Consider the following 11,571-nt stretch of genomic DNA (forward strand, 5'->3'; position numbering starts at 1 on the left):
AAAGCATGTGATGAAGCAAGCAAAGGCATGGGCAGTGACCGCCCTCGCGTTCGTCCTCCTCGGCTCCGGATGCTCACAGCCGAAGGAGGAGAAGCGGGCTTTCGAGGTGCCGGACTCCCTGTGCGGCACGCCGATGCCCGCAGAACTGCTGTCTGCCGTACTTCCGGCGAGCGGCAAGGAGATCACAGAGGAGGAGAAGGTAGGAAACGGCTACTTCCGATGCACGGTCTTGGTGGACGGGACCAGTGTCCTGGACGCCAAGTGGACATGGTGGGCGAAAGGTACGACGACAGTGAACGTGGCCGGCTCCCAGTGGGGTGTACGGCTCGACGAGCACGTGAGCGAGGACGGGACGTACACCTACGCCGACAAGGGCGGCGTCAGCCGCGTCACCTGCCCCGAGCCCAGCGTCCCCACCCGCAAGACCGAGATGGACCTGTTCGCCCAGATCTTCATCTCGAACGACGGGCGGCCCGACGAAGCAGCCATGGAGAAGCTGATCCAGGCGTACGCGAAGGCCGTGTCGGCCTCGCCCGAGTGCGTGCAGAAGTAGCACGACCGGGTCGCACGGGCCGCCGGGGACGGTGCGGGCGGACGGGACAGTGCGGGCGGACGGGCACGGACGGCGTCGGCCTCGTTGCTGCTCCCTCTGCCGGCGGCCAGGAGGCGATCGCCGGTCCGGCGACGAAGGAGCGATCAGCACGGGCATCGGCGTCGGCGTCAGCTTCATCGCGACCCCGGTCGGCGGAGCGGTCGCCAGCGGTGTCTCCAGCACGGTCAGCTCCATGGTCCTGGAACACATCTTCCAGCAGTCCGAGACGGACGTGCTGAAGGACGCGGGCAAGGACGCGGGCAAGCTGTGGGAGGCCGGCCGGCAGTCGAACATCAGCATGAGCCAGCTGGCGGCCGAGGAGGCGGCGAAGGCCCACAAGCTCCCGTACGCGGAGCAGGTCGCGGACTGGGCCAAGTACGGAACCGACGACGGCTTCAGCGACGCCTCCGACAACACCCGTCACATGGCCGACGACCTGGAGACGGAGATCCAGCCCGGCTGATCACCCACCCGGTCTCCCCTCCCTCCCACCACCACCGCCACCAGAGCAGAAAGCACACGATGAAGTACGCAAAGGCCGTGGCCACCCTCGCGCTCGTCCTCCTCGCCTCCGGATGCTCGGAGGCGAAGGAGGAGAGGCGGGCCTTCGAGGTGCCGGACACGCTGTGCGGCACGCCGGTACCCGCCGAACTGCTCTCCCCTCTGCTGCCCGCGGGCGGTGACACGCTGGAGGTGAAGCGCCGTCACCCGAGTCTGAAGGGTGCGCTGAGCTGCGACGTCGTGGTGGACGGCACCGCCGCCCTCGGCGTCGACTGGGAGTGGCGGGAGATCGGGTCCAACCCGGGCAGGGTCGCGCGCGAGAACCCGTACGTGAAGCACGACACGCACGAGAGCGAGGACGGCCGGTACGTCTACTCGGACACGGGGGGTGTCAGCCGCGTGGACTGCGAACCGGTCGTCGAGCACCGGAAGGGCACCTCGGAACTCTTCGCGGCCGTCAGCGTCTCCAACGACGGCCGGCCCGACGCGACCGCCGTGAAGAACCTGCTCGTCGCCTACGCGAAGGCCGTGTCGGCGTCGTCGGAGTGCGAGCAGAAGTAGCGGGCGGGAGACAGCTCAGGGGATCCCCGGTGCGGGGATCCCCCGGTGCGGGGATCCCCTGGTTCGGGCATCCCGTGGTTCGGGGATTCCCTGAGGCAGCCGGCGGTTTCTCGGTGCCGGAACATGCGACAGGGTGGGCGCCTCCCGTGCACGCCCACCCTGTTTGCCGTACTGCGGCCTTCGGTTTAGAAGAAGCCCGCGGCGCGCTTGTCGCCCGCCTGGTAGGCCGGGGAGGCCTGGCGGACGGCCTTGGAGATGCTCTGCAGCGCGTTGTGGATCGCGCGCGTCTCCTGGTCCCACTTCGCGTGGGCGCCGTCCGCGGCGGTCTTCGCCTCACCCTCCCAGGTGCTGGAGACCGAGCGGATCTTCGTCTGGATGGCCTCCAGGGCCTCGTCCAGACGCTTCGCCTGCGCGTCGATCTGGTTCGCCGCGTCGTCGAGCGAGGCGTACGTGACGAGCATGATGCCGTCGTTGCCGGCCATGTTCCCTCCGTTTTTCGGTGGTGTCGTTCAGGTGGCGTGGTGCGGTGGCTTCGACGCGTACGTCAGAGGCCGGCGATGCCCGAACGGGCCGCCTTCTCGGCGCCCGCGTCGCCGGAGAAGCCCTCGGTGACGGAGACGCCGCGCAGGGCCGCCTCGACCTCGTCGTCGGTGTTGCTGGACGTGGTCCGGGTGACCTGGATGGCCTCCTGGAAGTTCAGCATCAGCTTGGCGATCCGCACCATGCCCTGGTTGATCTCGGTCTGCTTGGCGTCGAACGCGCCGGCGCCGATGCCCTTCCAGCGGCCTTCGAGGCTGTCGATGACGCCCTGGAGGGCCGTCAGCTGGCCCTTCACGTCATCGAACTTGCGGGTGAGCTCGTCCTGGAAATCCTTGAGACTCTGATCGCCAACCTTCAAGACTGACATGTGTCGCTCTCCCTTTCTCGGGTTCTCTCTCAACGAGGCTGCGTCCGCCTGTTCGCGGCGCGCAGTTTCGGTATGGGTGGGGTGGGGCGCCGTCCGCCGGGACCGTCAGGCCGTGCGGCGCTTCCGGGCGATCAGGACGCCCACGCCCGCGAGGACGACCACGGCCGCGACCGCGCCGATGACGATCCCCGTCTTGCTGCCGCCGTCCTCCGCGCTCGCCGCGCTCTCCGTGGAGCCTGCCACAGCGGAGCCGGACGTCGGCTTGCCGTCGGGGGCTTGTGTCGAAGCTGTTGCGGAGGGGGCGGTCGAGGCGTCCCCGGACGCGGTGGCCGAGGGGGCCGTGGAGGGGGTGGCGCTGCCTGCGGCGGCGCCGCCCGTGGGCTCGTTGGTCAGGGGGCTGATGTTCGGGTCGCCCGGATTGCCCTCGCCGCGCGAGATGTTGGCGTTGGGGCGGACGATGCCGTGGCCGAGGAAGTTGCTGACCGTACCCGGCTTCCAACCATCGCCTCGGGCGGCCGAGTCGAACATGACGCGGAGGACCTGGTTTCCCGTCCAGTCCGGGTGCGCGGACCAGATGAGGGCGGCGGAGGCGGACGCGATGGCGGTGGAGAAGCTGGTGCCGTCGCTCAGGCAGTACTTGGTCAGGGTCTTGTCGCAATAACCGGGCAACTGGCTGCCCGGAGCGGCGATGTCGATGAAATCACCGTGCTGCGAGTAGTCGGCCACGACGCCGTCCCGAGTCGTCGCCGCGACAGCAACGACCTCGGGATAGCTCGCCGGGTAATGCTTCTTGTTGTTCTTCACCGCGTTGTTGCCCGCAGCCGCGAAGACCAGCTTGCCCTTGGCCTGGGCATACTGAACCGCCTCGCGTTCTCCCTCGGAGTAGTACTCGCTGCCCCAGGAGATGTTGATGATCCGCGCGTCGGTGTCAGCCGCGGCCTTGATGGCTTCCTCGATGTCGAAGGCGTTGACGCTCTGCTGGTTCTGCCTCTCGGTGTCGCTCACTCGGTAGGGAATGACCTTGGCGTCAGGCGCCAGACCCCTGATGCCACCCTGTGCCCCGGAGCCGACGATGATCTCGGCGATGGTTGTGCCGTGGCCCGTGTAGTCGTCCGTTTCATCGCCCTTTGTCTCGGACGCGTCCCAGCCCTTGAGCACCCTGCCCTTGAGGGAGGGAGTGTCCGGATCGACCCCGCTGTCGATGACGGCGACCGTGATCCCTGTACCGGTCGACTTCTTCCAGATCTCCTCGGCCTTCATGGCATCCAGGTACCACTGCTGAGACCTCGCATCGGCAGCGACTGCCGTCGGAGCGACCCCGACAAGAGCCGTGGCCAGCACCACGGTCGCCGTGGTGCCGAGCAGCGCTCGCCGAAGCCTGCCGCCCTCGATCATTCCTGCCGTCATCCTGACTTCCGAGCCTTCCGGGGTGGTTAGTCGATCACCGGCGGCACGGCGCCGCGCCGGCGGTTGTTCCAGGTCTCTTCGTCTTCCGTCAGGTAGTCGGGGCGCGACGAGCCCTCGCGCTCCTGTTCCTCACGGTCCGGGCGCTGGCTGCCACGGCCGCCCATGCCACGGGGCGTCCCGACCACTCCGTTGGAGCTGGGGGTGCCTCGACCGGCGGGCCGCGGCGCCGCCTTGGCGTTGTTGGCGCCGACCACGCCGGCCTGGCTGGGGCGTGCCCCCGCCGTACGGCCCGCGGCCGGGCCCTCGCTGCCGACGACGGTGCCCCTCGGGATCCGGGATCCGGTGCTCCCGCCGGTGGTGCGCTGCGGGGTGCCGCCCGTGATCGGGTTGGCCCTGCCGCCCGCCGTACGGCCCGTGGCGGGCTGCCCGGGACGACCGGTCTGCGGCGTGCTGCGGCCGGCCTGCGTGGACTGGGAGGTGGCCGGCGGTCCACCGGCGCGCCCCACGGGGCCGTTGGTGCGACCCGTCGTCGGGGAGGTCGTCGGATTTGCCGGTCGACCCACCGTCGGAGAGGTCGTGGGGTTGACCGTACGGCTCATCGCCTGCGGGCCCTTCGGGCCGCCGGTGCGGCCGACGGCCGGCTGGGTCGTCGGTCCGACCGAACGGCCGAGGCCGGTCCGGCCGGTGGCGGTACGCGGCATACCCGGGTTACTGGTGATCTTGGGTCCGCTGGTGCGCGGCGGGGTGCCGAGCGTGAGCGGCGGGGGCATGCCGGGCCCGGTCGGCGGCGCGGTGTTGGTGGGCGCCGTCGGGGTGGGCGGGGTGTTCGTGAGCGTGGGCGGCGGAGCCGTGCGGACCGTGTCGATCTGGACCCTCGTGTCGTCCGAGGGCTTCTCCCGGATCGGCTCGGACCCGTCGAGCTCCCCACCGGTACGGGGATTCGTCGGGATGGTGCGGTCCTCGACGGAGCTGATGTGCCCGGAGGACTCCCTCGACAGACCTTCACGCGTGGAGCTGGAACCGGAGGAACCCGACTCCCCGGACCCGAATTCTCTGCCGGACGGCTTTGGCACCGCCGCCTTGTACGCCTCAGGCGGCTTGGGCATCTCCTGCCCTGCCAGCGTGCTCTTGGAGACCGCGTAGAACGACGCCAGGCGGTTCATCTGGTTGATGGCCTCCTGGCGGTCCTTCTCCACCTGGACGGCCTTCTGGTACTCCTCCTTCTTCTCGGTCTTCTCCAGCTCCGAGAATTCGGTGGGCTTCTTCTGGTCGGCTCGGGTGTCGCGCGGCGGCTTCGCGTTGCGGACCGAGGTCAGGCCGGTGCTGGCGACCTTCATCTGGGAGCCGGCCGCGTTGGCGACCTTGCCGATGTCCCAGGCGTAGGTCACGACCTCGGAGCCGTACCGCTGGAACTCGACGGCGGCTTCGCCCTTCCACTCGACGCTGCCGATGAAGGTGTTCAGCTCCTTGGCGGCCGCGTTGAGGGACTTCGTCGCCGCTTCCAGGGCCTCGCCGGCCTGCTCCAGGTCAGAGGGGTTGGCGCTGTCGAGGAGGTCGAGCATGTCGTTGAGGCGGGCGCCCTCGAAGGACGTCGAGCCGAAGACGCTGCCCTTGGGGCCGAGGCCGAAGGGGAGGATCTCGTCCAGCTTCTCCAGGACGTTCGTGGTCGCGTAGACCGCGTTGATGTCCTGGGTGTCCTTCGCCTGCTCCTGCTCCTGGGGCGTCAGGTTCGGCTGCGGGGGCGTGCCCGGGTTCGGGTTCTTCTCTTCACTCATCGTTCGTCACCCGATGCCTTCCGTCGAAGCCTGGGTATCGTCACGGCGCTCGTCGGGCTGCGCCGGCTTCTTGCTCCGCTCCAGATCCTCGCGCCTGATGGCTTCGGCGCGCTCCTCGGCCAGGCGCGCGCGGATGTCGTGGAACCGCCGCCGCTGCTCCTCTTCCACGTTCTGGTAGCCGACGTCCGCCGCGTGGACGCCGATCTGGAGGAGTTCGATCTGGCCGCTGAGGGACTTCGACAGGGCCACCAGCGAGCTGTGGACGCGCTCGTACTCCGTGAAGAAGCCGTCGGCCTCGGCGAAGGCGATCTTCCCGGTGCCGAGCGAGCCGCGCGTGACGCGGTTCTGGCCCAGCTTCGCGGCGCCGCCGGCGCCGCCCTCCAGGTCCTTGATGACTCCGTCGATCCGGTCACGGAACTTCTTCAGTTCGCCGACGCCGAGCTCAAGGTTACTCACTGTCGCACCTGCCCCCGTCACCCGTTACCTCGAACACGAGCCAATCCTCCCCGTTTGCTCCTGCTGTCCTGCATTGCGATCGTGGCGACTCGCCATCCACCGATCACGCGCGTACCACTCTAGTGATTGCGACTGACAGGCCCAAGTCTCTTGTTCGTCACGAGACTTCTACAGTTCGTTTGTCATGATCGACGCTATCAGCGTGTGCGTCTGCAATGATCACCGGCCCGCCGCCACCGCGGTCCGCCGTCTGCGGTGGTCCCGTACGGCGACCGCCGCGCCCGCGATCGCCGCGACCAGGACGCCGCCGCTGACGACGACGTACGTCGCGAGGCGGGCGGCGCGCTGTTCCGGGGTCTCGCCGAGGTGGACGGCGGCCGGGGTGGGGGCCTCGGCTCGGGTGACGCCCTCGTCGGCGACGGGCTTCTCGATGGGCTTGTCGTCCTCGGTCAGGGCGCGGACGGGGTCGACGACGCCCCAGCCGACGAGGCGGTCGTGGCCGGCGACGGAGCGTTCGGCGGTCTGCTGGATCTGGGCGACGATCTGTTCCTGGGTCCAGTCCTTGTGCTCGCTCTTGATGAGCGCCGCGAGGCCGGCCACGTACGGGGCGGAGAAGCTGGTGCCGTTGTCGGCGCAGTGGCCGCCGCCCGGGACGGTGGAGACCATGTCGACGCCGGGGGCGGCGACGCCGACGAAGTCGCCGGACTGGGAGAACTGGGCGCGTTCGTTGTTGCGGTCCGAGGCCGCGACGGCGAGGACGCCCTGGTACGAGGCCGGGTAGGTGGCCTTGACATTGCCGCCCAGGCCGTCGTTGCCCGCCGAGGCGACGACCACGATGTCCGCGTCCAGCGCCGCCTTGACCGCCTGTTCCAGGAGGGGGGTGGGCTTCACCGCGTTCGCGGTGTCCTGGGAGATGTTGATGACGTCCGCCTTCTTGGCGATGGCGTGGCGGATCGCCGTCGCGAGCGTCACCGCGGTGCCGTTGCCGTCGGCGTCGTTCTGCTGGATGGGGATGATCGTGGCGTCGGGGGCGAGGCCGACGAAGCCGGTGCCCTTGGCGGGGCGGGCGGCGATGATGCCGGCCACCTTGGTGCCGTGGCCGACGGTGTCGGTGGTGCCGTTCTCCTTGCCGCGCTTCAGCTTGTAGCCGTTGGCGTCCTTGGCGTCCTTCGGGATCAGGTTGATCCCGCTCTTGGCGTCGACGGCCTTGGCCAGCTGGGGGTTGCGGGTGTCGACGCCGGTGTCGATGACGGCGACGCGGACGTTCCTGCCGGTGGACTGGGCCCAGAGTTCGTCGAGTTGGACGCGCTGGAGGGACCAGGGGCGGCCCTCGTACTTCTTGTTCGGGAAGGTGCACTGGCCGCCGTCGTCGGCGGCCGCCGGGGTGGCGGCGGCGAGCGGGAGGCCGAGGGCGCAGAGCGTCGTGGCGGCCGCGACGAGCGGGAGGCGCCGGAGCCGGCGCGGGGGCGTCCTCATGAGCCCTGCGGCTGGCGGGCGCCGCCGGTGGAGAGGCGGGGGCCGGTGGGCAGGAAGGTGGACCACTCGGCGGGGACGGGGAGGGGCTCGATGTTCTTGTAGCCGAGGCGGTTCTGCGCCTGCTGGGCCTCCGCCTGCCGGGCCTGCTTCTCCTCGTCCGAGCCGGAGGAGCCGATGCCGGAGTCGTCGGTGGCGGTGTCGCCGTTGGACTGCATCGCGTAGCGCAGGCCGGTGTCGGTGACGAGGAAGAGGAAGCCGCTGCTGGTCGTGGAGCCCTTGAACTGGCGGAAGAGCTGGCCCGAGCCGGGGGTGACGTACGCGCTGCTGGAGCCGGTCGGCAGGGTGGCGGGGAAGTCCTTGCCCGCCCAGGTGCTGAGCGTGGTGGCGCCGTTGTCCCCGTCGACCGCGCGGAGCACGTTGCAGACGGTGTTGCGGCTGCCTTCGGCGGTGCCCGCCTCGTTGACGGGGACGGGGACGGCCGCGGGCCACTTCTTGTCCCGGCCGAAGGCGTCGCCCGGCTGGAAGGCGCCGCCGCTGACCGAGGTGGCCTGGCCGTTCTGGCCGAGGTCGACGAGCTGGCGGCTGTTGAGCAGCAGCTTGGCGGTGAAGTCGGAGACGGGGGCGACGCGGTCCTGGAGGACGACGTACATCTGCTTCCTGGTGCCGTCGGTCGCGGAGAGGACCATGCCGACCTTGCCGACCTCGGGCGGCAGGCCGCTGACGCCGGCGGCGGCGCCCGGCTCGCCGGGGATGCTGGGGAAGGAGATGGTGTCGCCCTTGTGGAGGGTGTTCAGCCACGCCTCGGAGACGCGCTGGGCGGGGCGGCCCTGGCCGACGAGCTGACGCAGCAGCAGCTCGTCCTTCTCCACGGGGTACGCGGTCCCCTGCGCGTCGACCACGTAGCGGGTGCGGTCGGGGGCGGGTCCCTCGACGTACAGGAGCTGGCCGCCGGTGAGCCGTTCGGGGCCGTCGGTCTTGGCCTCCTCGCGGGCGGCGAGGACGAAGGCGGCCTTCTGGATGGCCCGGCCGCCCTCGCCGGGGCGCTCGCAGACGGCCCAGCGCTTGGCGGTGCCGGCCTCCTTCTCGTCGGGGAGGCGGTCGGGGGCGTACGGGATGCCGAGGGTGGCGCCGTGCGGGATCTTGCCGTTGTCGAGGACCGACTCGGAGACCGTGATGATCTTGTCCTTGTCGGGGTCGAGGAGCAGCTTCGCCGACGACATGTTGAGGACGGGGTGGAGCTGGGTCTTGTCGCCGGTCTTGAGCACCACGTACCGGGTGGTCGACTTGTCGGCGATGATCACGTTCTGGCCGGGCTTGTCCCAGTCCTTGGGGGCGACGGGCTTGAACATGCCCCAGGCCCCGAAGCCGGCCAGGATGACCACGCCGACGATGGCGCCCGGCACCACCGCGCGCAGCGGGCGCGGCGCGCCCTCCTCGGACCCCGTCGCGTTCGGCTGCACGAACTGCGCGACCAATCTCCGCTTCGCGAAGGTGTAGGCGTTCAGTTCGTCCCGTCGTGATGCCATCTGAAGTGTCGTCCCTCTCCCCGCCGGCCGACCAGGTTGCCACACTCGGCGGGTCCGTCCGCCGTCCCGCCGCCCCCTACTATGCCTGGCGGCACCCGTGTCTCACCGCTCAGGTAGGGTGATCGCCCGGTCAACGCCCATGGGAATTCGGCTATTACGGACACGAGGGGGCAACGCGGCGATGGGTACGGCGACGCGTGCGCGCGACGGGCGGCGGACCAGCGGCCGAGCGCCTCAATCTTCCCGACGGCAACGCAGCAACGGACGCGCCGAGGCGCGTGCCGGAGCGCCGGTCCAGGGAGGTCCGGGGGCGGTCCCCGCGACGACGACGCTGCGGCCGCTGTCGCGCACCGGACGGATCGGTCCCGTGCAGCTGCGTCAGCTGGTGCTGGTGGAGGCGGCCCTGGCCCTGGTGGCCGTCGGCTTCGTGCTGGGCGGTCTCTGGCTGGTCCCGACGTGTGTCGTCGCCGGTGTCCTCGTGCTCCTCGCGGTGATACGGCGCCGCGGCCAGGCCGTGCAGGACTGGATGGGGACGGCGCTCGCACTGCGGTCGCGCCGCCGTGACACCGAGCCCTCGGCGCCGGACGCGGACCCGTCCCTCGCCCCGGTGACCGAGAGCGTGCGGGGCTTCGGCGCCCAGCCGTACGTCGACCGGAACCACCGCACGGTGGGCATGCTGGGCGACGGCTCCTTCCTGACCGCCGTGCTGCGCGTCGAGGCGAGCGGTTCGGCGCTGCGGCCGGTCTTCGGCGCCCGCGCCTTCCCGATGACGCTGCTCGGCGACGCGCTGGAGGTCGACGACATCGTGGTCGAGTCGGTCCAGCTGGTGCAGCAGGTGCGGCCCGCTCCGGCGCCGCACCTCCCCCAGCAGTCGGTGGCCCGGCTCTCGTACGCCCCGCTCCAGGAGCGGACCGGCGCGCCCGCGCTGCGGCTGACGTGGGTGGCGGTGAAGCTGGACCCGGAGCGCTGCAAGGAGGCGGTGGCGGCGCGCGGCGGCGGCCTGGAGGGCGCGCAGCGCTGTCTGGTGCGGATCGCGGACCATCTGGCGAGCCGGATCACCGGCGCCGGTTTCCAGGCGGTCGTCCTGGACCAGGAGGAAGTCAACTCGGCGATCGCGACGGCGGCCTGCACGAGCCCGCACGCGGCCGCGCGGGCGGGCCGGGCCGGCGCCGCCCCGCAGCGGCGGACCGCCGAGACGTCCCGGGTGTGGCGGTGCGACGACCGCTGGCACACCACCTACGCGGTAGGGCGCTGGCCCGAGCTCGGCCGGGGCGCGGCCCCGCTGCCGCGGCTGGTGTCGCTGCTGACGTCAGTGCCCGCGTACGCCACGACGTTCAGCCTCACCGTGCGGCGCGGGAACCGGCAGGGCGCCATGGAGGTCGGCGGCCACGTCCGGGTCACCGGCGGTTCCGACAACGAACTCGTCCGGGTCCGCCGGACGCTGGAGCAGGCGGCGCGCACGGCGAAGGTCGGCCTGCTGCGGCTGGACCGCGAGCAGCTGCCGGGCGTGCTGGCGACGATGCCTCTCGGGGGTGCGCGATGACGGTCCGCGGCGGAGCGGTGAAGGGGCTGCGCGGTCTGCTCGGCCCGCGGCACGCGGGGCACACGGTCCCGACGGCCGAGCTCGGCGCGCTGTCCCTCCCGGTGGGCGACGACGGCGTGGTGATCGGCGAGGACGCGGAGGGCCGCTCGCAGTTGGTGGGCTTCCACCGCTCGACGCCGTACGACGTCCTGCTGATCGGCGGTCTGTGGACGGCGCAGGTGCTGGCGCTGCGCGCGGCCGCCACCGGTTCCCGGGTCGTGGTGGAGACGGGCCGCCCGCACGCGTGGGTGGGTCTGGCGCAGGCGGCGGGCGCGGGCCTGGAGTGCATCACGCTCCACGACGTGGGCCGGGTCCCGCCGCTGGGCGCGACCGTCGGCAGCCCGGCCGTCGTGGTGCGGGACTGCGGCATGCGGCCGCCGCGCGGGCGGGTCGTCTCCTCGCCGTGGCAGTCGGTGCTGACCCTGCTGCCGTACCTCAGCCCGGTGGCGCCGCGCCTGATGCGCGCGGCGACGCTCGTCGGCATCCAGCGGGTCTCGCCGCAGGAGGCCCGGCAGACCGGCCGGATCCTGGGGCTGACGCAGAACGAGGTGGACGCGCTGCCGACGCTCGCGGACGGCGTGACGCTGTGGTGCGCCGGCGGCGAGCGGCACTGGGTCATCACCAACGCCACGGACGCGGAGTCGGGCCTGCTCGGCACGGCCCGCCGCATGGACTGAGCTCCGGACGGGGGCGGGCGGCCGGCCGGGCGGGCGGCGCCCCCGCCCCCGCGCCGCCCGCGCCCCCCCCCAACGCCCTGTACCTCGCCTCGCTCGGCTACACGGTGGAGG

At 71.3% G+C, this 11,571-nt stretch carries 12 protein-coding genes; 5 read left to right on the plus strand and 7 right to left on the minus strand.

What is annotated here, in order from left to right:
• The first annotated feature begins 34 nt into the window (after positions 1-34).
• From ACFW1I_RS29625 to ACFW1I_RS29635, 3 genes are all read left to right on the plus strand, one after another.
• Positions 35-553 carry a hypothetical protein gene (locus ACFW1I_RS29625; protein ID WP_384675647.1) on the plus strand — a complete coding sequence of 173 codons (519 nt, stop codon included), beginning with the start codon at positions 35-37 and terminating at the stop codon, positions 551-553.
• A 232-nt stretch (positions 554-785) separates the two neighbouring features.
• Positions 786-1,055, plus strand: a complete 270-nt coding sequence (locus tag ACFW1I_RS29630) for a hypothetical protein (protein ID WP_384675649.1) — start codon at positions 786-788, stop codon at positions 1,053-1,055.
• A gap of 59 nt (positions 1,056-1,114) precedes the next feature.
• Positions 1,115-1,654 (plus strand): hypothetical protein, encoded by a 540-nt coding sequence (locus tag ACFW1I_RS29635; protein ID WP_384675651.1) that lies wholly within the window; start codon positions 1,115-1,117, stop codon positions 1,652-1,654.
• Between the two features lie 185 nt (positions 1,655-1,839).
• Here ACFW1I_RS29635 and ACFW1I_RS29640 read toward each other — a convergent pair whose 3' ends face one another.
• The 7 genes from ACFW1I_RS29640 to eccB all read right to left on the minus strand — a co-directional run bounded on the left by ACFW1I_RS29640 (position 1,840) and on the right by eccB (position 9,201).
• A complete protein-coding gene (locus tag ACFW1I_RS29640; RefSeq protein WP_384675653.1) occupies positions 1,840-2,136 on the minus strand; it encodes a WXG100 family type VII secretion target in 297 nt (98 codons plus the stop codon).
• Between the two features lie 62 nt (positions 2,137-2,198).
• Entirely contained in the window at positions 2,199-2,561 is a 363-nt protein-coding gene (locus tag ACFW1I_RS29645; protein ID WP_384675655.1) for a WXG100 family type VII secretion target, read from the minus strand.
• A 105-nt stretch (positions 2,562-2,666) separates the two neighbouring features.
• On the minus strand, positions 2,667-3,956 hold the full coding sequence (locus ACFW1I_RS29650; protein ID WP_384675657.1) for a S8 family serine peptidase: 1,290 nt from the start codon (positions 3,954-3,956) through the stop codon (positions 2,667-2,669).
• Positions 3,957-3,994: 38 nt separating this feature from the next.
• Positions 3,995-5,743: a hypothetical protein gene (locus ACFW1I_RS29655; RefSeq protein ID WP_384675659.1), complete on the minus strand. Its 1,749-nt coding sequence runs from the start codon at positions 5,741-5,743 to the stop codon at positions 3,995-3,997.
• A gap of 6 nt (positions 5,744-5,749) precedes the next feature.
• A complete protein-coding gene (locus ACFW1I_RS29660; RefSeq protein ID WP_384675661.1) occupies positions 5,750-6,199 on the minus strand; it encodes a hypothetical protein in 450 nt (149 codons plus the stop codon).
• A 219-nt stretch (positions 6,200-6,418) separates the two neighbouring features.
• Positions 6,419-7,675, minus strand: coding sequence for a type VII secretion-associated serine protease mycosin (gene mycP / locus ACFW1I_RS29665; protein ID WP_384675662.1), 1,257 nt, complete (start codon positions 7,673-7,675; stop codon positions 6,419-6,421).
• The gene (gene eccB, locus ACFW1I_RS29670) at positions 7,672-9,201 is read right to left on the minus strand and encodes a type VII secretion protein EccB (protein WP_384675664.1); all 1,530 of its coding nucleotides are present in this window, start codon (positions 9,199-9,201) and stop codon (positions 7,672-7,674) included. The genes mycP and eccB overlap by 4 nt, the downstream gene beginning before the upstream one ends.
• Positions 9,202-9,382: 181 nt before the next feature.
• On the opposite strand from eccB, the gene eccE reads away from it, so the two are divergent.
• Positions 9,383-10,744 carry a type VII secretion protein EccE gene (gene eccE, locus ACFW1I_RS29675; protein ID WP_384675666.1) on the plus strand — a complete coding sequence of 454 codons (1,362 nt, stop codon included), beginning with the start codon at positions 9,383-9,385 and terminating at the stop codon, positions 10,742-10,744.
• The gene (locus ACFW1I_RS29680) at positions 10,741-11,460 is read left to right on the plus strand and encodes a hypothetical protein (RefSeq protein ID WP_384675668.1); all 720 of its coding nucleotides are present in this window, start codon (positions 10,741-10,743) and stop codon (positions 11,458-11,460) included. Before eccE ends, ACFW1I_RS29680 begins: the two co-directional genes overlap by 4 nt.
• The last annotated feature ends 111 nt before the right edge of the window (positions 11,461-11,571 follow it).

The sequence above is a fragment of the Streptomyces sp. NPDC058955 genome, assembly GCF_042741435.1.
Classification (GTDB): domain Bacteria; phylum Actinomycetota; class Actinomycetes; order Streptomycetales; family Streptomycetaceae; genus Streptomyces.